The following is a 22,636-nucleotide window of genomic DNA, read 5'->3' on the forward strand; positions in this document are numbered from 1 at the left end:
TAGTTTACAGATTAGCTCAATAATAACCCGCCGCGCCGCCAACCCCTTCCGGTTCATTGTGAATCGTTTGTACGACGGGCACCTCTACCAGATCCCCGGCACCAGCCGCTTTTTCTCCACCGCATAGGCTTCATACCCGTCCATCCGATACAGCGTCCGCTCTTCGATGAGTATTCTGAGGATGATGGCCGGCGTCAGAAGAAAGAGGAAAAGGGCGAGTGTCACCAGGTTGAAAAAGAAGACTACAACCCCGATATTCGCGACGATCATCCCCAGATACGCCGGATGTCTCACGATCCGGTACGGTCCCGATTTCACGATCCGGTGATCCTCCACCTCTCTGACGATATGGGAATAGTATCTCCCCAGTTTCCGTATCGCCCACTGGCGAAAGGAAACTCCCGATACAAATATCACCAGACCCAACGCATGCGGGAGGGTCAGCGACTCCGTAATGGGCGCATACAAGAGGGCCGAAAGAAACAGCACCGCCTGGCCGACGGCATATAAGAGGCACGTGCCGTAATCCCTCGTCCGATCGCCCTGGGTCGTCTCACGCTTCGACACCCCCATTTCCACCAGTATCCACGCGATATAGAGGATGGAAAAGAAGATATCGGCGTTCAGGGAGGCGACATGGAAGGATATCCCGCCAAGCCTGAGAATGCTTAAAAACACAATAAGTCCGATCAACACGATCGACATGACAAGAGGCATATAGTTCTTCATACTCATCCTTTGAGGGGTGTTTCATTTTAAAATACGGTTTTGCTATTGACGTATTCGAACGGATGCGTCAGTATAACCGGCTGAACATAAAACATCTTTCACTTCCGATGGACTTCATGATGACTCCGGCTCTGATCCCCGCTCAGGACTTCCAAACGGAGTCCGTCGTGCCGCCTCGATCGAGGGATTCCCGCACCTTGGAGAGGAGTTTTTCGGCCAAGAAGGGCTTCCCGACAAACTCGACGCCGTCGTACTCCAGAAGCTTCATGTGCTGATCGCGATCACTGTACCCGCTGGCAAGCAGCACCCTGACACCCGGAGACAACTCCCTGATCTTATCCATGACCTCGTCCCCCTTCATCTCGGGCATGATGATATCCAGTATGACAAGATCGATGTCGATGTCCTCTCTCGTGAACAGTTCCAGGCCCTCCCGACCCGACGAAGCGGTATATACCTGATATCCCGCATCCTCCAGGATATTCTTAAGCAGCTTCAAGATTTTTTCTTCATCGTCGATTACCAATACTCTCTCTTTGCCCGTAATCTTCGTCAATTCGGCTTTCTTTTTAAATTCCAGTTTGGCGTCCTCCGACACCGGCAGGTACACGTGTATCTCGGTACCCTCGCCCTCCGTGCTTGCGACGGTAATCTGTCCGCCGTGACCGGTCACGATGCCGTATACGACGCTCATACCCAGGCCGGTGCCCCCGACTTCCTTCCTCGTGCTGAAATAGGGTTCGAAAATACGGCCCTTTGTGTATTCATCCATACCCTTCCCGGTATCCCGGACCATGATGTGGGCGTAGGTGTCCGGCTCCAGGTCCGCCGTTCCCGGGCGTTTCGAAGTAATCTCGACCTGTTCGGTTGTAATGGTCAGCTTCCCTCCTTCGGGCATGGCGTCCCGGGCATTGATCACCAGGTTCATAATCAACTGGCTGATCTGTGATTCATCCGCCTGTATGGGATTCAGGTCGTTGTCCGTCTTGAGCTCGATTTCAATGGATTTGTCGAAGGTCTTTGTGATCAGGTTGTACACCTCGATAACCAACATGTTTATACTGACCACCCTCTTTTCGAGTCTCCCCTTTCTAGAAAACGCCAGCAGTTGACCCGTCAGGTCCGCCGCACGATACGACGACTCCTCGATCACCTCCAGGCCGTCGTAGAGGTCTCCGTCGGAAGTCACCTTGCTCTTGAGGAGTGATGCGTATCCGAGAATCGTGGTGAGGATGTTATTAAAGTCATGGGCGATGCCTCCGGCCAGGGTGCCGATGGCCTCCAATTTCTGGGCATGCAGAAGCCGTTCTTCAAGCTTTTTTCGGTCACTGATGTCCTTTATAATGTTTTGATATGCGTACACATTTGCCATGTCGTCTTTCATAATCCGGGAGGTTATCAGACAATCTATCGGCGTCCCATCTTTTTTCTTCATGACCACATCGAAGTCCTTCAGCGTCTCCTTCGCATGAATCAGCTCCTGAAATCTCTTTCTGTCCTCCGGATTATAGTACAGCTCACTCAGGTCAAGGTTGAGCAGCTCCTCCCGGGTATATCCGAAAACCTCCTCACCGGCCGGATTGATATCAATAAATTTTCCGTTCACCGTCGTAATGGAAATAACGTCCATGGACGTCTCAAACAGAGAGCGGAACTTGCTTTCGCTTTCCAGCAGTGCCTGTTCCGCGATCTTTTCCTGGGTGATGTCGGGAAAGATGACCAATCCCGCCACGATTGCGCCCTTTCCATCATAGATGGGCACGCCGTGAACCATTCCCCAGCGCTCGGTACCGTCCTTTCTAACCACCCGGATCTCCTCACCCGGAGTTGTGATCCCATTCAACGCCCGGGCCAGATGAAGCTCCGCAACCGGTATAACATTTCCCTGTTCATCATAGTCCGTCCAGGACCGGGCGAGATTGAAGATGTTTACGCCCGGCATGATGTCCGGCACATCATCCACTTTCAGAATTTTTCGGCATGCGTCGTTTGTGGCAAAGAGGGTGCCGTCTGTCTCGGCTATCATTATGGGAACCGGAGACTGATCGATGACCGAGCGAAGGAGCGTCTGCGCCCTGAGGAGATCTGCCTCCGCCTGTTTTCGCTCCGTAATATCAAGGGCCGTAAACGTCACGCCGCTCTCAATGTCACCGGGATCAAAAGGAGACGAGGTCAGCAGGACATCGATTGCCGTGCCGTCTTTCTTCACCAATCGGGTCTCCACCGATCCCTTGCCGAAGTTCGCTATCTGATCGTATTTTTCCTTCCCAACATAATTAAATTCTTCATCGCTTTCATACACCATTCGGGCATTCCGCCCCAGAAGTTCCTCGGACGTGTACCCCAGCATATCGCAGAATTGCTCGTTGACCCATTGAATCACCCGATCCTTCACCAGTCCGATACCGACGGGAGAAACCTGGAGAATGCTCCTGAGCGTCGTCTCGCTTTTGGCGAGCTTTTCCTCCGCTTTTTTTCGATCGGTGATGTCCCGCGTCACCGACAGGACCCGTTCCCGCCCACCGATCATCGCCTTTTTGAGATCCACCTCGACCCAGAGCGGATCCCCGGATTGGGTTTTGCCCCTCCATTCAAAGTGTTGCGGCCCCTCATCCCGCGCCCGGTGAATCCATTCCAGCGCCTCTTTGTCTGAATATGGATAATTGCCCGGGCTGAATCCACCCACACTCATTTGCAGGACTTCTTCCCGGGTAAATCCGATGAGATCGCATGTTGCGCGGTTCACATCAAATATTTCCCCGGTATCGGCGTCATGGATGAACATGGCGTCGTTACCCGCGTTGAATATCTCCCGGTAGTTCCGTTCCGACGCACGAAGCTCCTCATCGGCCAGCACTCTTTCGGTAATGTCGTTCCCGAACCAGACAACCCGAGAGATCTCTCCTTCCTCTTTGAGTGGATAGATATGATTGTGTATCCAGCGAATCCCGCCGTCACGCCGCACAATGCGATATTCCAATTCAAATTCTTCGTCGATGTGTTCCACAAATATCCGGCCGACCCGCTCACGATCTTCCTCGTGAATCATCTCAAACCAAATCGTGACGTCATTATACAACTCCTCCGCCGAAACACCGTATATGTGCTCAAATGCATCGCTGATATATAAGATCTTCTGAATCGGGGAAGAATACATCCCGAAAATCACCGGAATGACCCTGGCCATTGTATGGAAGCGTTCCTCGCTTTTATGAAGTTCCCGCTCGGCAAGCCGCATATCGGTAATGTCCCGGGCAACGGCGAAGATGAGCTGTTCGTCGGGCAACGGATAGGAATTCCATGAAATCCACCGCCATCCACCGTCCTTTACGGTATACCGGTTCTGAAAGTCTTTGATAACATCACCTTTTTGAAGGGCCTGACCGACGCGAATCGTTTTGTCCTGGTCATCCGGATAAACAAAGGAAAGCCAGGGTCTGGACAGCAATTCCTCTTCGGTCCATCCCAACTGCCGGGAAAAGGCGGGATTCACCTGTTTGAAATACCCGTCGAAACCGGCGATGCAGAGCATATCCACTGAATGATTAAAAAGAAGCTCCCGCTCTTTTTCCACCCTTCGTTTCTCGGTAATGTCCTCTCCGGAGCTGAGGGTGCCGATAACGGCGCCGAAGGAATCTCTGAGTATCTTGTTGTGCCAGGATATGAGACGCTGTTCACCGTTTTTGGTGACCACCATGCTTTCGAATTGCTTCTTGAAATCCGACGATCCCGAGACGATCTCCTCAAAAACAGTTCGGACTTCGTTCCTTTCCCGGTCCGTCAGGCAGGTTGTAAACCAGTCCCTTCCAATGAGGTCCTCCTGGTCCCACTCCAGGATGTATGCCCCCTTGCGGTTTATCAGGACCACCTTCCCGTCCCTGTCCAGAACCACGATCATCACCTCGGCAATATCAAGGTACTGCTTGGCCATTCCCGGTTCAAGGAGGATGCTGATTTCTTTGTTCATAATATTCTTATTGATTCATTATCATACAATATAATATTTACAGGGGCATCAGTTGGAATTTGGAAAACTTACCTTCACACGGAATATGTCATAACATTAATTATACGAATTTTCACACGATTTTTCCACTCTTTGTCATAGTTCTCAGGAAATCTCTCCAATGACCTAAAACAGTGTGCGTACCACCCCTTCGGCTCCTCCCCACCTACAACCACCGAATGAGGACGTACCAGAGAAGTTTTCCTTTCTGAGGGTACCCCGCACAGACTACACGGAGAAGATGTTTGTTTAGGATGATAACAAAACGGCTTTATCGCGGCGAATGCTCGATTGCATACTATGCACGGAGATAATCCGACCAACGTGATGGGTATTCACGTATGGCATGACCGTACAGGCATCGGAATATACGCCTCTCCGCACCGCACACCGGGAAACCGAAAGGAAATAACCGGCCGTATTAAAAAAACCAGTCCCCTTCGGCGTGGGAAAGGGAGGGGTTGTCTCCGTCGGACAGCCAGAAGGTGCTCACTCCGGACGTACCGGCAGAGCTGCTCCAGGAGATCGTGGTGATAATTGTATCCTCCGTCTGATCAATACTCACAAATGACCAGGTAATCCTCAAAAAATCGGCGGTTTCAAAGTATTCCCGCACCATATCTATAAGACCATACCGACTGCCGCCGATGCCGCTGTAGGAAAAATCGATCAGACCCGAAAGAGCCGTCGTATCACCCTCCTCCACGGCGTCTATGAAGTCCTCCAGAAACGATCGGGCGATCCTCGAGACGTCTCTCCTTTCAATCGGAGGCCCCGGCTCCCCTTCGAAGGAAGAGTTCGGGCGCTTTTCGCTCCCCCGAAAGGTCTCGGTGCCCTCTCTCTCCCCCCCGGTGGGGATATCGGGCATATCTCCCGGAGATCCCAGGGCGATCGGCCCAGGCGAGAAGGATTCCCCGCCCTCGAACACCAGTTCCGCGGTCCAGGATCCCTCCTCGCCTTCGACGGGAATCGTCCCCCCTTCACCTGTGAAAATCGAAACGCCGCTTCCGGCGGTCCTTCCGGAAAGAATAACCCGACCATCATCCCCAATGACGATCCGATCGATAACCGCATCGATCGACGCATCCATCGGGCGCACGGCGACCGTCAGCACAATCGAATCTTCCCCTGAATCCGGGGACGCCTCCCGGGAGAACGATACGTTCCCCGCGGTGTCCGCCCCAAACGTCATCTCGATGGTACCGGGATGCTCCACCGACACCGTCATGATCCCGTCCCCTCCGCTCCAATCGACGCCGACGGCTTCGGTCTCCGGGACGTACTCCACCGCCGCGGAGAAGGCGCGCCCGTCGCCTTTAGATGCGAGGCGGAGGCCGGGCGCCGCGAGGGTGATCTCGCTTTCGTACCGGTCGGATGCGGGAGCGGTTATGTCCACCCTCCCCTGGGTAAGAATCACCGCCGTCACCGCCGTTTCCTCCCCGTCCCGGGTCACCACAGAAAGCTCCTCTATCTCCACCCCGCTCATGGGAGACAGAGTGATGAGGGTGTCGTCCTTGCACTTCAGGGAAACCTCACCGTCCGGCCCGGTGAATACGCGGTCGGCGTCCCGCACCCTCTCCATGCGAAAGAGCTCTCTCCAGATATTCTCTCCAGCATAGTTCACCTTGACAGAGCCGGAAAGCTCCACGGCTCGGGCCGGAACGGACCGGGATTCCTCTCCCAAGGAGGAAAAACCGGCGACGAAACACACCATAACAAAAAGCGCCGCCCCCACGGTCGTCTTTAAAAATCTCCGCGTCGTTATGATACGTATCATGTTCAAAACTCCATATTAATTGACATTCTCCCGATCCTCTCACCGTATCGATCCGAGCCGTCGCTGGCCCGATCGTGGGTCGCCTCGTATTCCAGGGCGATCCATGCCGTCAGACCGTCTTTCTTTACCAGCACCTGGCTAAGCATCAGGAACAGCTCCCCCCGCCGGACGTTCGCCCGCTCCCGGCGATCCTCCACACACCCGGAACAGGTAACCAGGAGCGTTGTGTCGTACGGGGAAAACCTGCGGCAGACCACCTCTCCCCAAACATCCGCACCCAGCTTAAAATCGGTCGTCGGATACGGGCCTCCCTGAATTTCGTATCCCGCACTCATTGCACACCCGATCCGATAATCAAAACCGAAGGCCGTGTGGTGATGGCTCCATGAGCATTCCACGGCGTGGTTCTCCCGATCGACGCCGTCGGTGATGTGATTTGAGATGTGTTCATATACATATTCGATCCCGTACTCGGTGTGCTCCCGGTCGCAGTCGGCGCCGAGGGTCAGGCGGAAGGTCTCCTCATCGACGCTCTTCGGGTCGTCAGTGGCGCGCGCGTCGAGATAGTACACACCCGCCGTGAAAACCGGACCGGGACGCCCGCCGCCTGTACCGATCCGGGGCAGGTATTCCACCACCCATTCTGTTTCGATATGATGGGTGGAAAAGGATACCGGGGACGCCCCGGTCAGCCCGTCGCGATAAAAGCGCCAGTACCCCATGCAGCGCCACCGATCATTCGGTCGATAGTCGAAGCCCGCCGCCGCCGTCTCCCGATCGACGGCGTGCGTGCCCATCACCGCACGAAAACCCGGCTCCACATATTCATAGGCGAAAAGAAGTGAGAGATCGTCTTGAACCGGCTCCAGGGAGAGGGCCGCCCAGACGGCCGTATCCCTAACCGTCTCCAAGCGGGGGTTTCGCATGTCGTTATGATACAAGCTCATCGCCCCCTCTCCGGCCAGCACAACCCGATCGTCACAGAAAGAAAACCTCCCATCGATGGAGAAGACATCGTTTCGATACGCGGTTTCCGTTGAATCATAAAAGAGCTTGGTGATCTCCGCGTGCACGTACGACGCAGCAAGCGTCGCCCAGGGTCCGGGGGCGGCCACCAGCCGTGCTCCACCGAAGGCCCGCTCATACCTGACCAGGCGGCCGTCCCGATTGACACCCCCCAACAGGATCAGCTCCAGGCCGGAAGGATGAACGTACTTCCCCCGAACGCCGAAGAAGCCGCGATTGAAGGTGTAATTGGTGAACGATGCGGCGGTATCCCCCAGCTCCAGGGACCACCCCTCGCCGGAAACGGAGACGGTGCCCGCGAGCAGGCGGACGTGCTCATCGCCGATCATGAGGGTTCTGTCGTCGGTGTGACGGACATCGATAAACCCGGAAACCTCAATACCGCCGCCCGTGGCATGGGAAAGACTCAGGCTCAGGCGCTCGGCATACAGGACGTTCCACTTCCGGTCGTCGTCCACATCGATTGAGGTGACCGCACGATTTCCGTACATCCGCTGGGCGTACATCTCCGCACGATATACGGCGTCTATCCCCCCGCCGTCCCAGTCCACGGCGTACGCGTGCCCGGAGGCGACAACAAGGAACACCCCCAACATCACGATGTAAATATATATAGTATACGATCGGCTCATTGTCCCACTGCATCACCCATGAGAGCAGGGCTTCATTATGGAGAGAAGGAGCCGATCTTGTCAACCGGAAAGTGGGCGGTCGCGATCGATGGAAACGACGGCCTCGCCTTACCTCTCCCGGACGATTGAGCGGTCGGATTATGGTTTTATACAGTTTTTAATTTGTCTCCGATTCATGCGGGAGACCGCCGGGTGATCCACGATGCGGAATAACTTCGAGGTGAAGATCGATGAGGACGCCGTTGGAGACATTTTGGTACCCCGGGTGGAGTTCCAGGACTCAGGCGATACACTCGCGGTGGGGGAAAACCCGGAGGACCGAACCGTTTTCCTCTTTGCGTGATGAAAAAGACCTGGGGAGCCAAACCGTCCCCCGAATCGCTTCATAAAAAAGATCCGGACGCTGAACCATCCCCCGGATCACGAGACGCGATATCGGAAGCGAATGCTATAAATAGATGGAGTGCGCCGCCATCTTCGTCATGCCCGGCAGTGTCTCGATAGACACATCCTCACATGCGGCATAGGCGGGGACTCTCGCCGCCCTGACCACGCCGAACCCGGCCACGTCGATCGTGTTGTCGAAGCGAACCGACACGGAACCGCCAAGGTTAGAGGTTAGTGACGCCGCCTCAAGAGATCACACCGAGACGGAAACCACACGCCGCATTAAAAAAACCACTCCCCATCAGCATGAGTAAGGGTAGGCCTGTCTGTGTCGGTCATCCAGAAGGTGGTTGTCCCGGACTTCCCGGCAGAGCTGCTCCAGGATATCCTGGCGACAATCGTGCCATCCGTCCGATTGCTGCTTTCAATGCTCCAATTAATACTCAATGTGTCGGAGTATTCCCGCACCATATCCACAAGGCCGTTCCGGCTGCCGCCGATGCCGCTGTAGTCGAGGTCGATCATCCCAAAAAGGGCCGTCTCTCTACCATTCTCCACGGCATCGATGAACTTGCCGATAAATGAATCTGCGATCTCCCCCGGTGGTTCCGAAGCGATCTTCTCCGGAGACTGCGGACTCCCTTTACTTTTTCCCAGTTCTCCCCCTCCGGCTCCCCCTCTGCTGTCGAGGGTCGTTTCATCCTTCTGCTTACCAAACACTATCTTGAGTGTATCGAACGTGTACGACGACTCCTCCAGAGAAAAAGTTACGTGTTCCTCGGCCTCCCCTTCGATTCTTACTTCGACTTTGTCTTTTTTGTCTTCGTCTGTCAACAACGAAACAGTTCCTTTCCAGAGGCCTCCTGCGGCATCTCCGGGTGAGGCGCCTTCTTCGGCATCTCCAGATGAGGAGCCTTCTCCCGCATCTCCGGACGAGGAACCCTCTCCTGCACCTCCGGACGAGGCGCCTACTCCGGCATCTCCGGACGAGGAACCCTCTCCTGCACCTCCGGACGAGGAATCTCCCTCGTCAACGTGACTCACCGTCACGTTTAACTGCCTATCTTCCTCTTTGGGATCAAGACTTACACCTATTATCGCGGGCATGCCGCCTTTTACTATTTCGACACTTCCCTTATAAAGAACCAGCTCCGTCACCGCTGTTTCTTTTCCATCTATGGTTTCCTCTACAGGCTTGGTTTTTACAGAGAGCTCCTTGATCTCCAGTTCACTCTCGGAAAACAAAGTGATTCTGGTGATGAAGATGTCGCTTTCTTTCTTTTTTTTCTCTTTAAATATCAGGGTGATCTTTCCACCCTTTGTTACAAACAAGCGGTCGCCTCTCGTTATCTTATTCTCCTTGGAATTTAGTTTTATTAAATCATTCTTCTCTGAATATTGCACATACACAACACCGGAGATATCTTCAATGCTGACCGAATATGATTTGGCATTATTTTCATCATCCTTCGAAAAGGAAATCCCGGCGATAAAACACATAATGATCAAAAGCACCGCTCCTGCGGCCGTCTTCAGAAATCTCTTCTTTGTTATCATACGTATCATTTTTAAACCTCGCGTTACATGTCATCCTGTCATATCCCCCGCCTGTCGATTCTAATGACCGCCGGTGTCGGAATAACCGGCCCCCCGCACCGTGCATCTCCTTCATCGGGGGAAAACCATGTATCGTATAAAGAGTATCGGTTCTCTCGGTTAGGAAAGGGAAAGACCCGTGTCCCTGTCGGTCAGCCGGAAGGCGGCCGTTTCGTATCCCTCTTCGGTTTCACTGGCTGTTGTATCTCTCTTCTTCAATCCGTATCCTCTTTCCTCACGTAAATCTTCATCTCGAGCGTATCATCCTTGCCCGGGTGCTCTATCAATGTGAACGACACGTGTCCCTCGGTTTCCTTTTCGAATTTCACTTTGACCTCACCATAATTACCCACCGGTAGCGTCACCGCAGGCACTTCATCTTCGGGCGAGGCGGGCTTCTTGGAGTCGTCCTCCAAGACATACTTCACCGTTGTGTTGAATTTTTTCCTGTTCTTCGGATTATCAAGGGTTACAACCAACTCTGTGGGCATCCCGGATTTTCTGTTATCCGGATCCGTGGATATATCACTTTTTTTGATTTTGCCTATTTTTATATCCACAGTTCCCCGATACAGCTTCAGCTCCGTCACCGCTGTTTTCTTTTCATTAGCTGTTTCCTTATCAATCTCGGTTTTCTTAGCGAGCTTCTTGATCTCAATCCAACTCATGTGGGATAGACTGATAAGAGTGTCGGTTTTCCTGCATCTCAGGGAGACTCTACTCCCACCCGGTCCGGTAAATATCTTGTCCCCGCTCTTCCCGCCCTCTCCGCCACCCACCAGACTTTCCCCGCCCCATACTCTATCCTGGCAAAAGAGATCTTCCCAATCCCCCCCGGACTTACTCACCGACACGACGTCCTTAGGTTCGTTGGGTTCGCCGCAAACCCGGGCAGGAATGTCTTTGTACTTGGGTTCTGGTGGGGTTACATCATCTTCGTCCGGGATCTCCGCCGAGGCCGAAGTGTTTTCGTCCGGGGTCCACGCTAAGGAAAATCCAGCGACAAGAAACATCACAACAAGAAGTGCCGTCACTGCGGCCGTTTTTCGAAATCTTTGTTTTATTAAAATACTCATCATTTTAGAACTCCATGTTGAATGACATCATACCGATCTTTTCGCCATAACGACCCGAACCGTCGCTGGTCCATGTGTGGTTCGCAGTGTATTCCAGGGCGATCGATGCCGTCAGATCCCTTCGTTTCACCAGCACTTTGGTCAACCTTAATACCATTTCTCCATCCCGAACATTCGCCTTTTCCCCGTAATCCCATACAGTACCGGAGCATTCGATCTCTAATGTCATTTCGCGGGGGTACAATCTGCGGAAGACCACCTCTCCACCAAAGCTCGCTCCCAGTTCAAAATCGTTTACTGTGTTTGTTGAATTCGGCCAAAGGCGGGTTTTGTACTCCATATTCATCCCACACCCTATTTTATAATCGAGGCCGAATGCCGTGTTTTTATAGCTCCATGAGCAATTCACATCGTGTGTCTCTGAATCGATGCCGTCGGACAGGTGGTTCAGAATCTGTTCATATGTATATATGACTTCATAATCGGTGTGCTCCAGATCATAGCCGGCGGTGAGAATCAGGGTCAAGGTTTCCTTGTTGACGCTCTTGGGGTCATTCGTGTCACTTTCATCGTGATAGTAAATATCGAGCATAGCTGTAAAGTCCGAATCGGGATCGATGAAATGTGGAATCTCGCATTGAATTACCAATCCGAAATCTGTATGATAGACGGAATAGGAGTCAGACGGGGCATCGGCCGGTCCGGTGCGGTACAGACGATAGTAGCTCATGCAAAGCCATCGATCCGATGGTTGATAGCCAAAAGCCACCGCCGCCATCTTTCGCATGATGACACTCGTGCCCATTGTCGAAACAAAACCGGGCTCCACATATTCACCGCGAAGCATTATCCCGAGCTCATTCCTGAGAGGCTCAAAGTAGAAGTTCGCCCAAAGGGCCGTATCCCGAACCGTCTCCGAGCGGGGATTACGCATGTCGTCAAGGTAGAAGCTCATCGCCATCTCACCATCCAGCACCAGCCGTTCATTATGGAAAGAAAGCGTCCCATCAACAGAGAACACATCATTTCGATACGCTGTTTCGTCGGAATCATAATAGAGCTTGGTAATCTCCGTGTGAACATACGACGCCCCCAGCTTCAGCCGGGGGTCGGCAATGACGTAAAGCCGCACGCCGCCGAAGGCCCGTACGTATCTGTCTACGGTGCTGTCCCGGTTGACGCCCCCCAGGAGCATCAGCTTCGATCCCGCCGGGTTGCTGTACTCCCCCTTGATTCCTAAAAAGGAGTTTTGGAAAATGTGATTAGTAAACGTTGCGGATATCTTTCCCAGGTCCAGGAACCATCTCTCGCCACTGACTTTAAGGTTTCCCGACGGGATGTCGAAATGTTTATTTCTGGTCATCAGGATTTTGTCGTCGGTGTGTCTGAAACTAACACCCCCGGTAACTGATAAACCGCCGTCTGTTTTGTGATTGAGTTTGAGATCCAGTGTCTCATTATACAGGACATTCCACTTCCGGTCGTCGTCCACGTCCAGAGTGGTTTCCGCGGCGTCTCCGTAGATCCGCTGGGCTTTGACATCCATGCGATAGACGGTATCGATCCCGCCGCCGTCCCAGTCGACGGCGTATGAGCGGTATGAGTGTCCGGAAATGATGGTCAGAACAGCCGCCAGAATCGCGATGCATGTGCGTATGGCATATGATCGGTTCATTGCCTGCCTCACCGAGGGAAGAAGCTCGGTATCGAGCCAAATGATGAGCTATCATAAATACAAATTATTGCTAATGTCAAGAAAAAAATGAGTAATAACTTTATAAGTCAACGGAGACCCAACTTTACCCTGCCCGCTCAATCGCCGCGGGCGGGGTGCGCCATGTCATTGATTACTGTAGGGAAACGCCGGATGGTCACGATGCGGGGTAAAAAACCCGGGGGACCATACCGTCCCCCGGGTCGTTGTGAAAAAAGTTTTTAAAACCGGGTGTTAAAAACAGATGTAATGCACCAGGATCTTTGTCATGCTCAGCAGATCCTCGATATACACATGCTCGTCCGCGGCGTGGGCGAGGATATTCGCCGCCCGGATGACGCCGAACCCGGCCACGTCGATCTTGTGGTCGAAGTGGGCCGATACGAAACCGAGATCGGTGGAGCCACTGATCCCCCCCAGCAGGAAGTACTCATACCCCTGAGCCGCCTTCATGGCCTCCTGTATCTTCTTGATGGCGAAGCTCTCCGGGTTGACTTCCACCGGGGGATACGAGTGCACCACGTTCACCTTGATGTCCAGGAGCTTCGACTTCTCCTTCCCCCGGGCGATGGCGTCCTCGATCTCTTTGATGACATCATCATATACCTCATCGATGATGTATCTCCGGTTGATGGTCAGCTCGCACTCCTCGGGAACAATATTCTCCTTTGTCCCGGCCTTGATGATATTCAGGTTGAACATCGGGGTCATCTTGTCGTAGGGATTTCCCGGCAGGGGAAACGTGGGTATGCGGGAGAGCCGCTTCTCCGACTCCTGTTTCAGGCCGATCAGCTCATTGAGCACCGGGATAAGCTCCTCAATGGCGTTGATGCCCAGGTAGTTCATGCCGGAATGACAGCTCTTGCCCACCGCCTTGACGTCTACGCGGATCGATCCCGCGGCGCCGATAGTGATAATCGGCTCCATCGCCCCCAGCTCCAGCCATAACAGGTGCGGAGAAAAATACCCCTTCTCTGCAAGATATCGGGCGCCGGGATAGACCCCCAGCTCCTCATCGGTGCAGGAGAGAAAATTGAGGCTGTAATTCGGTTCCAGGCCCATCTCGTTGATCACCTTCATGGCCCCCAAAAAACACGCAAAGGCGTATTTCATATCCACCGTGCCCCTGCCGTAGAGCTTGCCGTCGACGATCGCCCCGCCGAAGGGATCCTGGGTCCATTCCTGGTCGAGTATCGGCACCACGTCCATGTGGGAATAGGCCGACGCCAACGGTTTGTCCCCCACCTTGAGGGTGGATACCAGGTTGGTTCGAGGCCCTGAGAGGTCCCAGGGCATCTGGGCCACCTTGTCTTCCGGCATGACGACCCGCTCGTTTGTGAACCCGAATTTTTTAAATTCCGGCTCCAGCAGATCGATAAGCGCTTCGTAGTTTTCCCCTGGAGGGACGGAGGTGTCCACGGCGATCAGCTTTCTTAAAAGCTCGACGATGTACTCCTCGTTCTTCTCAACTGCGGCAAATGCCTCCTGATAGCTCACAAGAACCTCCTTTTATTACATCATCCCCTCGCCCTTGACCCAGCCCTTCTTATACATGATCCTCGCAGCAAGGATGGAAATAATGACCATCAGCGGAATGACGATCGAATAGGGGAGATCGCTTTTGATAAATGCGATGATAAATCCGAGACCCAGCGGCACGATGCCCAGCTTGGGAACGCGGAACAGGAATACGCCGCCCAGCGCGCCGAAGAGCGCCGGCAGCACCTGGTCCAGGGCCTTTCCCAAGGCGATGAGTCCCATCGACACCTGCGCACCGGGATCCCCCGCCGCCAGTGTGGCCTCGGATATCCTGTTTATCAGGGGGAGCAACGCAAGGATTCCCACGATCATCACCAACTCGCTTGCGATGATGGAGCCGGCGATGCCGATGGTGGAGACAACCTCCGCCTCGGGTGTCCCCTCGCTGGTTCCCACCACCTGCTGTGCGGTGGCGGATACCGGTACCCTGAGGTTCAGGATGTTGCCCACCAGGAAGGACATGTAGGTACCCCCGAAGCCGAGGATCGGGTAATAGACGATGGGCTCCAAAATCCCCATGACTATCATGAACGACCAGACGGCGATCAACGCTTTGATGAAGGGGCCGAACGGCGGGAGGAGACCATGGAAGAAATAGAGATATAATCCCGGCAGAAACAGGCAGAACATGGCGATGATGATCGTCACCATACCGGCCTTTTTGACCGGATTGAGAAAACGCTCCTGAAATATCTGTGTTTTATCAGTCATTATTTATACCCCCGCGCCGATTCCAAACCAGTAAAAGGCGAGGCCTGCGACGGCCATGCCACCGATGATCGCCAGGGCCAGGGCCCACTCCTTGAGCCAGTTCTGCTTGCCCACCTGGATAATGATACCCAGAAGCGCCATACAGAAAAATCCACCCAGGAGCGCCATCAACGGCGACGCATTCGCCATCATTGTCGCCTTCGCGATCGGCCGCTCGAGTATCTTTCCCACCGGCTGGGCGACCATGTATCCCACCGCTCCGAAAAACGCGGCGGCGGTCATGACCTTCATCCACCCCTCGTCGCCCCCGGCCACTTTATCCTTGAGACTCTTGATTTTGGGGGTAAAAAAGGCCACCACGACCAGCCCCACAATGGCTCCCATGGACATGACCCAGACGGCAGTGGTAAACGCGACGGCGTCGAAATCCCCCGTAAGCCCCTCCAGGCCCAGCTCGCTGGCCGCAAACCCGGCGGCCATCAGCTCATAGGTCACCGAACCAATCACCGAGAGCCGCATCCAGGGAAAGGGCAGCCCCAGCCTCGGTATCAGAAGCGCCAGCCCCAGGAGGATGGCGATGGAGGGCACCAGTGCGGTGGTAAAGCCGGACCGAAACGCGCTCATCAATTGTTGCTTGGTCATACCGATTTCTTGTCCCGCACGTAATGATATAACCGTCAGTCGAACCGCCTGGAAAAAGACCACAACAATAATCGCCGAACATGCCAGCCACATCCCCGGACTGTTGGCGATATCCAGATAATTATCCATACATCACCTCAAAAATGAATTATAATGAGAACTTTTTCGCCTTGTATCACAAAACGAACAAAAACACCAATGAAAAAACCGGCCTCACAAGGTGAGTGCCGGCTTCTACATACAGACTCGATTCTCATACGGGAATAACGTTACATCTGGCTTTCTATATCCAGCTTCTTCATCTGGTACATCAACACCTGTCTCGGAATGGAAAGCAGCTGTGCGGCCCGGGATCGGTTTCCCCCGGCCCTGGCCAACGCCGTTTCAATGAGGTTTCTGGAGACGGTATCGATGATCGAGCGATAATCCACGCCTGAATCCGGTATTTCCGCGGGCACAAGCTTTGAGCGCCCGTCTTCCGCAGGCACCTTGAGAGCAAGGTCCCTGAGGGTAACGGTCGTTCCCTCACAGACAATGACCGTACTCTCGATAATATTCTTCAGCTCTCGAATGTTGCCGGGCCACCCGTAGGCCATCAACCGCTCTATGACCCCGTCACCGAATCCCTTGACCTGCTTTTTCAGTCGTTTCGCGCTCTCCTCCAAAAAGGCCGCGGCAAACAGTTCGATGTCCTCGGGTCGCTCCCTGAGGCTCGGCAGGGTTATATGCATCACCTTGAGGCGGAAGTAGAGATCGCTTCTAAAGCTTCCCTGCTCCACAGCAAGCTGGAGGTTCCGGTTTGTGGCGGCGATCACCCGCACGTCCATGGAAATGTCTCTTGTCCCGCCGACCCTTTTATAGGTCATGGTATCGAGAAACCTCAAAAGCTTCGCTTGGAGCTGAGAAGAAAGCTCCCCGATTTCATCGAGAAAGAGCGTTCCGCCAGCAGCGAATTCAATCTGCCCCTTCTTTCGCACCTTGGCGTCTGTAAACGCACCCGGCTCATACCCAAAGAGCTCCGTTTCAATCAGGTTTTCCGGTATCGCCGCGCAGTTTATCTCCACAAAAGATTCATTCTGGCGATCGGAGCGATTGTGTATGAACCGGGCCAGGAACTCCTTCCCGGTGCCGGATTCCCCCTCGATGAGCACTGTGCTGGAATCGGATCGTGCCGACGAAAGCGCCAACCGATACACCTCGGACATCCTCTCCGAGTTTCCCACCAGGTAGTGGAATTTATATTTTTTCCGGTCCACCTCCCGGAGAAATTCCGCCTCCCGAACCAGTTGGAGATGTCTGAGATTCTTTTTGATCGCCAGGATCAACTCCTCTATGTTGATGGGTTTGGTGAGGTAATCGGCGGCTCCCAGTTTCATCGATTGGATGGCGGTTTCGATGGACGCATGTCCAGTCAAGACCAGGATATGGGGCGCCTCGGGCCACTCCCGGGTCGTGGTCAACACGTCTATGCCGCTCATGTCGGGAAGTTGCATGTCCAGAAGCATCAAATCCGGCTGGACCTGATCACACAGGGAAACGGCCTCGGCGCCGGTATGGGCGCCGAACACCTGGAAGCCCTCTTCCTTCAGGACTGTGGTCAGTAAGGCGTTAAAAGATTCATCGTCTTCAACGATGAGTATGGTTGGAGTGATGGACATCGAACCTTATAAATCTTCAGGGATAAAAAAAGCCGAACCGTTGTCGAGTCCATAGTTGAACAAAGTCACGCGATTCGATACACGATATATAAATCTACGAGAGTGTTCACGGCAAAACAATACAACCCCTCATCCGGAAGCACTATTCGGCATGACTCCGTTCCTCGTCAGCTCACTTCATATATTTATTATATACTTTTTATCTAATATATCACAAAAATAGTCAATAAAACAATGCTGCCTCTCAGACCGATCGGATCGGTACGATCGATACAGCGGCTCCGTTTCAGAATCGTAATGATGCTCCCCCCTACGCCTGATTATTGGTAGGAAGACCACGTACCGGAGAAATCCCTTACTCGGTCCGGGGTATCGCCCCGTCATAGACGCCGTATTTATGGGTGGCTTTCACCATCGCGATATAATTCTCCGCCTTGACGCCCGGATGTATCGTGTTTGAAGAGCTCAGAATGTACCCCCCGCCGGGACCAGCGGTCTTGATGGCTTGTCGCACCTCTTCCTCCACATCCTGTTCCGAGCCGCTGACCAGGGTATCGATACAGTCGATATTCCCCATCAGGCACACCGTATCTCCCAGTTTTTCCTTGGACTCGGCCAGATCCATGCACTGGGGCTGGAAGGGATGAATGCCCTCGAAGCCCGCGTCGATCCAGTCATAGATGATCCCCCACACGTTGCCGTCGGAGTGCTTGAAAACCAAAAGATCCTTCGAATGAATGTAATCGATGATCTCCCGATAATAGGGAAGGAGAAACTCTCGGAACTGGTCGGGAGACATGAACGTACCGCTGTCGAACGCCAGGTCGCCGTCCAGGGAAAAGACATCGGCGCCCAATTTCGCCGACAGGTCGATTTCCTTGAAAATGTAATCGGTGGCGATGCGGGCCATGCGATGAACCATCTCCGGGTTCCTTCGATAAAGCACCAGAAGCTTGTTCATTCCCCCCACCAGATTCCAGCTCAACCGGAACGGACACCTGAGACTCATCACCAGCGCACGCTCTCCCTTGAACCGGGCGTTGCAATAGCTGAGTGCTAAAAGATCCGTCTCCTTCGGCTCCGGGGTACGATACGAGTCGAGATCCTCCATTTTTTCGATAACGCCCTTGACCACCAGGGCCTCGCCGTTCGGATCGAGCTTGTATGTCACCCCCCACTCATCGACATATCTGAGATCATCGATAAAGGTGACGTCTGAAAACAGGCGCAGCGTCAGGCCGTCCACGTCCAGCCGCTCGATTACCAGAAGCAAGGCCTCGAAGAGCCTGATCTTGTCCTCGGGATTCATCCGCTGAAAATAATCGAGGGAGGGGAGGTCATCGGTAAAGTGCCGGGCGATGTTGAGAATCGGTCCCTCATTGTACGCCAGCTCAAGATGGGGCACCCGATCCGGGATCTCCCGCTTCAGGGCCGCGATAATTCTGGATAGTCCGTTCATTGTCTTTCTCCAAAGCGACGGCCGCTCCTGTTCCATGGAGCGGCCCGTCTGATACAGTCGCTATTCGGTCGTATCGGGGATGGTCGGTTTTCCAGGCGGTGTCAGCCCCTTTCGGGTCATATTCCAGCGAGAAACTAAATACGTAATCACCGCGATGAGCACAAACACGCCCAGCATCACTGCAGGTTTATACCCCATGGCTTTCTGCAATGCCAACAATAGTAATGTCAAGATCAAGGCGTTGAGAAACACGGCGCTCCCGCTGATGAACGCCACCACCTTCTTGGATATTTTAAAACCGGATTTTTCGTACACTTTATTCATCTGAAAGGGAACTACGGCGCCGGCTATACAGACGAACGTGATGGAGATAATCAGGCCAAAGTTTGTTATTACACCGAAGAGAAACACCGGGTTTCCACCCATCTCTTTGGCCATCGGGGACGTAAGAATATAAAGCGACAGAGAGCAGACCGCCCAGATAAAGGTCAGGGCCCAGTGGGGGGTGCCGAACCGCTTGCTGACCTTTCCCAGAAACGCCGGGAACAGCCCCTCCTCGGCGATGACCATCATGCCCCGACTGATGATGGTAAAGATGCCGTTGATGGTTGTGGCGCATGCCACCAGGGCGCCGCCGATGATAAAAAAGAGCACCGCCCATCCGGGCATGAAGTTCTCCGCCACCTTCATCAATGTCCTCTGCTCCTTGAGGGCCTCCCAGTTGACCGCCCCGACGGTGACGACATGAATCAACACGTAAATAATCACGACGGTTAGCATGCCGGTTATCAGGGCTCTGCGGTAGGTGGCGGCCGCTCTTTTCACCTCGCCGCCCAGGTCGATCACGAAAAGACCCCCGGCGCAGAAGGTGAAGAGGATGCCGATAACCCCCACGAAGCCTATCGCTCCGTTCGGCATCAACGGCGAGAAATTGGCCGTCTTTACATCATCGATGCCAAAAATCACAAACAGCACCAGTGCCGCCATCATGGTAAGAAAGAGAAAAATCTGGAGCCTCGTGGTGAACTTGATGCCCAGCAGATTGACGATATAAAATAGGGTAAACACGATAATGCCGATGATGGCGGGATTGATCTGAGCGGTCTCGGGCATCAGCAGGTTGAAGTATTCCCCGAATGTCAGGGCGAACAGCGGCTCCGCCCCGATGAGCATGCACAACAGCAGGGTGAACATGTGGATGAAGGCCAGGGGCGGACTGAGCAGCTGGGAATATCGATAGGTGGAGCTGGTCGTGGGCCAGGCGGTGGAGAACATGCTGTAGGGCACCAGGGCCAGTATGGCCGGGACGGAGGCTACTAGCATGGCGATGGGGAGCGACGGGCCTGCGCTACTTCCGGCCACAACTGTCAGGGAAAAGAGCGCGCCGCCGATATTGATGGCCACAAACGAGGCCACCAATCCCAGAAAGGTGATCTCCTTTTTTAAAAAGCTTTCCACATTGGTTCGTTCCATACACATTCCTCCTGTCTACTTTGACGTCATCGCATAAAGAACCATGACCACCCGCTTCGCATAGGACCGTTTTCGGCCCCTTGCAAAACTACCGGCCGCCCGGTCAATCGTCCTTCCCACACGGTATCTCTCGGTCATTATCCTGGTACATACCCCTCGAGAGGCCGCATGAATCCATGTTTTATTTCGGGAAGAGCCAGCAGAAGAATCAAGGTGCATCCTATCAGAATACGATGAGAAAAAAAACAGTTTTTTCTCGTCTTTCGGAAAAAGGAGGGGGAACACTGCACGCCCAACATTGATGACACGTATACCGAATCGACTTTCAAAATGATCGAATGACCATATCCGGCTTATCATCGTTTCAAAGGCCAAAAAAAGGCCGATACGGATTTATCCCGTATCGGCCCGTAATGGTAAACGTATTATATTCTATCTCGTCTCTCAGTCCGTTCTCGTGAACGTCCGGAGAAACAACCTGTTGAGCTTCATCATTCCCACCAGCCGCTTAAGGATATTCTTCGAGTACAGCATATGCATCATGCCCAGGATACCGTCGTACACTTTCTTCCCCTGGGGGAACCACCACATGTTCCGCTTCGCCCCGACCAGATAATCATTCACAAGACATACCGGTTGGGTCATTTCGGCGAATCCCAGCTCACCATGAGTCCGACCGATTCCGGACTCCTTAAAACCGCCCCAGGGTGTTTCCGGCAGTCCATTGCTCATCATATGATCGTTGACCATAATGACGCCCGCCTGAATTCGACGCGCATACTCTATGGCCCTCTTTCTGCTTTTTGACCACACCGACGCCGTTAATCCGAGATAGGAATCGTTCGCCAGCTCGATAGCCTCTTCCATGTCGTCGACCTTCATTACCGCAAGGACCGGCCCGAAGGTCTCATCGCGCATCACCATCATGTCGTGATTCACGTTGGTGAGAACCACCGCGGAAAGGAAATTCCCGGAACTGTTCTCGGGACGATTCGACCGCGCCTGGATACTCGCCCCCTTTTCGACCGCGTCCTGAATGTGTCTTTCCACCACCTCCATCTGATCCTTCGTCGTTATCGAACAGATATCCGTGGAGAAATCCTCATCCGGCCCCACCCTGAGGGAAGTCACCATCTCGGAGAGGGTTTCGACAAACGGCTCATAGACGTCCTTGTGGACGTATATGCGTTCCACGCTCGCGCACGTCTGACCGCAGTTGGTCAGCCCGGCCCACACGGCTCCGGCGGCGGCACGATAGATATCGGCATCGGGGCATACCAGCATCGGGTCATTTCCGCCGAGCTCAAGGGATACCGGAGTCAGTGTCTCGGCGGCCTTTGCCATGAGATGCTTCCCGACACCGACGCTCCCGGTAAAAAAGAGCTTGTCGACCCCGGCCTCAAAAAACGCGTCTCCCGCCACGCGACCGGGCAGATTGACATAGTGAAACAGGCCGTCCGGCAGCCCGCCGGCCTTCACGCATAATTCAATCGCCTTGCCGGTGGCCAGGGTTTCACTGGCGACTTTGACAATTACGGCATTCCCCGCCATCAGCGCCATGGCGATTTCAACCATGGGGATGGTAAAGGGATAATTCCAGGGCGAGATGATGCCGATTACGCCATAGGGAACCCGGATTATCTTACTTTTCTTGTACGCGAGCAGGATGTTCGACGCTTTCAGCTTGTAATCCTTGAGCAGCCGTTTGGCGTTTTTCGCCAGATAATCGATATGGGCCACGGTGCCGAACACCTCGGCGACCATCGCCTCGGTTCTGGTCTTTCCGTTGTCCATGTATATGATCTGGGCAAGCCCCTCTGCGTTATCGATGACGTAGTCCCTGATTTTGAACAGCGCCCGGGCCCGCTCCTTGACCGAAAGCTCGGCCCATCCCTTTTGCGCCTCCCGGGCCTTCATAACCGCCTTCTTCACATCTTCGGGAGTATGAAGTGCGTACCTGCCGATATCCTCCCCCGTTGTCGGGCTTTTTGACAGGGCGAAATCTCCGCCCGGACGACTCACTTCATCACTCTGCATGAAGACATTCGTACTCATGGTATCCTCCATATTTTATAAAAAATAATGTCAAGCTATATACAATAAGTATATTGTTGTTTTAATAAATGTACTAAATATTGCAGCATGAATAATTTCAGCGTATAGGTGCCTCTTTTCGAAACAGGGATCCCCCGCCGGAAAAGTCTTTGACTG

General features: G+C 53.7%; 16 protein-coding genes. 1 reads left to right on the forward strand and 15 read right to left on the reverse strand.

Annotated features, from left to right (window positions below):
* Window positions 1–84: 84 nt before the first annotated feature.
* The 4 genes from JW885_15755 to JW885_15770 form a co-directional block, all read right to left on the reverse strand.
* Entirely contained in the window at window positions 85–729 is a 645-nt protein-coding gene (locus JW885_15755) for an isoprenylcysteine carboxylmethyltransferase family protein (GenBank protein MBN1883623.1), read from the reverse strand.
* A gap of 142 nt (window positions 730–871) precedes the next feature.
* Complete coding sequence (locus tag JW885_15760; GenBank protein ID MBN1883624.1) at window positions 872–4,696, reverse strand: PAS domain S-box protein; 3,825 nt, start codon at window positions 4,694–4,696, stop codon at window positions 872–874.
* 460 nt (window positions 4,697–5,156) lie between these two features.
* Complete coding sequence (locus JW885_15765; GenBank protein MBN1883625.1) at window positions 5,157–6,512, reverse strand: hypothetical protein; 1,356 nt, start codon at window positions 6,510–6,512, stop codon at window positions 5,157–5,159.
* Between the two features lie 2 nt (window positions 6,513–6,514).
* Window positions 6,515–8,170, reverse strand: coding sequence for a hypothetical protein (locus JW885_15770; GenBank protein MBN1883626.1), 1,656 nt, complete (start codon window positions 8,168–8,170; stop codon window positions 6,515–6,517).
* Between the two features lie 202 nt (window positions 8,171–8,372).
* Between JW885_15770 and JW885_15775 the strand changes: the two genes are divergently transcribed.
* On the forward strand, window positions 8,373–8,513 hold the full coding sequence (locus tag JW885_15775) for a hypothetical protein (protein MBN1883627.1): 141 nt from the start codon (window positions 8,373–8,375) through the stop codon (window positions 8,511–8,513).
* 105 nt (window positions 8,514–8,618) lie between these two features.
* Here JW885_15775 and JW885_15780 read toward each other — a convergent pair whose 3' ends face one another.
* The 11 genes from JW885_15780 to JW885_15830 all read right to left on the reverse strand — a co-directional run bounded on the left by JW885_15780 (window position 8,619) and on the right by JW885_15830 (window position 22,480).
* Window positions 8,619–8,768: a hypothetical protein gene (locus tag JW885_15780; GenBank protein MBN1883628.1), complete on the reverse strand. Its 150-nt coding sequence runs from the start codon at window positions 8,766–8,768 to the stop codon at window positions 8,619–8,621.
* A gap of 71 nt (window positions 8,769–8,839) precedes the next feature.
* Window positions 8,840–10,123 carry a hypothetical protein gene (locus tag JW885_15785; protein MBN1883629.1) on the reverse strand — a complete coding sequence of 428 codons (1,284 nt, stop codon included), beginning with the start codon at window positions 10,121–10,123 and terminating at the stop codon, window positions 8,840–8,842.
* 245 nt (window positions 10,124–10,368) lie between these two features.
* Window positions 10,369–11,232, reverse strand: coding sequence for a hypothetical protein (locus JW885_15790; protein MBN1883630.1), 864 nt, complete (start codon window positions 11,230–11,232; stop codon window positions 10,369–10,371).
* 1 nt (window position 11,233) lies between these two features.
* Window positions 11,234–12,904, reverse strand: a complete 1,671-nt coding sequence (locus tag JW885_15795) for a hypothetical protein (protein ID MBN1883631.1) — start codon at window positions 12,902–12,904, stop codon at window positions 11,234–11,236.
* Window positions 12,905–13,177: 273 nt separating this feature from the next.
* Entirely contained in the window at window positions 13,178–14,440 is a 1,263-nt protein-coding gene (locus tag JW885_15800) for an ArgE/DapE family deacylase (GenBank protein MBN1883632.1), read from the reverse strand.
* Between the two features lie 15 nt (window positions 14,441–14,455).
* Window positions 14,456–15,193 carry a hypothetical protein gene (locus JW885_15805; GenBank protein ID MBN1883633.1) on the reverse strand — a complete coding sequence of 246 codons (738 nt, stop codon included), beginning with the start codon at window positions 15,191–15,193 and terminating at the stop codon, window positions 14,456–14,458.
* 3 nt (window positions 15,194–15,196) lie between these two features.
* The gene (locus JW885_15810; protein MBN1883634.1) at window positions 15,197–15,964 is read right to left on the reverse strand and encodes a DUF5058 family protein; all 768 of its coding nucleotides are present in this window, start codon (window positions 15,962–15,964) and stop codon (window positions 15,197–15,199) included.
* 140 nt (window positions 15,965–16,104) lie between these two features.
* On the reverse strand, window positions 16,105–17,493 hold the full coding sequence (locus JW885_15815; protein ID MBN1883635.1) for a sigma-54-dependent Fis family transcriptional regulator: 1,389 nt from the start codon (window positions 17,491–17,493) through the stop codon (window positions 16,105–16,107).
* A gap of 355 nt (window positions 17,494–17,848) precedes the next feature.
* On the reverse strand, window positions 17,849–18,952 hold the full coding sequence (locus JW885_15820; protein MBN1883636.1) for a hypothetical protein: 1,104 nt from the start codon (window positions 18,950–18,952) through the stop codon (window positions 17,849–17,851).
* A 60-nt stretch (window positions 18,953–19,012) separates the two neighbouring features.
* A complete protein-coding gene (locus JW885_15825) occupies window positions 19,013–20,425 on the reverse strand; it encodes an amino acid permease (GenBank protein ID MBN1883637.1) in 1,413 nt (470 codons plus the stop codon).
* 444 nt (window positions 20,426–20,869) lie between these two features.
* Window positions 20,870–22,480, reverse strand: coding sequence for an aldehyde dehydrogenase family protein (locus JW885_15830; protein ID MBN1883638.1), 1,611 nt, complete (start codon window positions 22,478–22,480; stop codon window positions 20,870–20,872).
* Window positions 22,481–22,636 lie beyond the last annotated feature (156 nt).

The sequence above is a fragment of the Candidatus Zymogenaceae bacterium genome (assembly GCA_016931225.1).
Lineage (GTDB): Bacteria > Desulfobacterota > Zymogenia > Zymogenales > Zymogenaceae > JAFGFE01.

Coding starts and splice junctions, on each gene's coding strand:
- JW885_15755 (MBN1883623.1), bottom strand. CDS start 729: ATGAAGAACTATATGCCTCTTGTCATGTCGATCGTGTTGATCGGACTT.
- JW885_15760 (MBN1883624.1), bottom strand. CDS start 4,696: ATGAACAAAGAAATCAGCATCCTCCTTGAACCGGGAATGGCCAAGCAG.
- JW885_15765 (MBN1883625.1), bottom strand. CDS start 6,512: ATGATACGTATCATAACGACGCGGAGATTTTTAAAGACGACCGTGGGG.
- JW885_15770 (MBN1883626.1), bottom strand. CDS start 8,170: ATGAGCCGATCGTATACTATATATATTTACATCGTGATGTTGGGGGTG.
- JW885_15775 (MBN1883627.1), top strand. CDS start 8,373: ATGCGGAATAACTTCGAGGTGAAGATCGATGAGGACGCCGTTGGAGAC.
- JW885_15785 (MBN1883629.1), bottom strand. CDS start 10,123: ATGATACGTATGATAACAAAGAAGAGATTTCTGAAGACGGCCGCAGGA.
- JW885_15790 (MBN1883630.1), bottom strand. CDS start 11,232: ATGATGAGTATTTTAATAAAACAAAGATTTCGAAAAACGGCCGCAGTG.
- JW885_15795 (MBN1883631.1), bottom strand. CDS start 12,904: ATGAACCGATCATATGCCATACGCACATGCATCGCGATTCTGGCGGCT.
- JW885_15805 (MBN1883633.1), bottom strand. CDS start 15,193: ATGACTGATAAAACACAGATATTTCAGGAGCGTTTTCTCAATCCGGTC.
- JW885_15810 (MBN1883634.1), bottom strand. CDS start 15,964: ATGGATAATTATCTGGATATCGCCAACAGTCCGGGGATGTGGCTGGCA.
- JW885_15815 (MBN1883635.1), bottom strand. CDS start 17,493: ATGTCCATCACTCCAACCATACTCATCGTTGAAGACGATGAATCTTTT.
- JW885_15820 (MBN1883636.1), bottom strand. CDS start 18,952: ATGAACGGACTATCCAGAATTATCGCGGCCCTGAAGCGGGAGATCCCG.
- JW885_15825 (MBN1883637.1), bottom strand. CDS start 20,425: ATGGAACGAACCAATGTGGAAAGCTTTTTAAAAAAGGAGATCACCTTT.
- JW885_15830 (MBN1883638.1), bottom strand. CDS start 22,480: ATGAGTACGAATGTCTTCATGCAGAGTGATGAAGTGAGTCGTCCGGGC.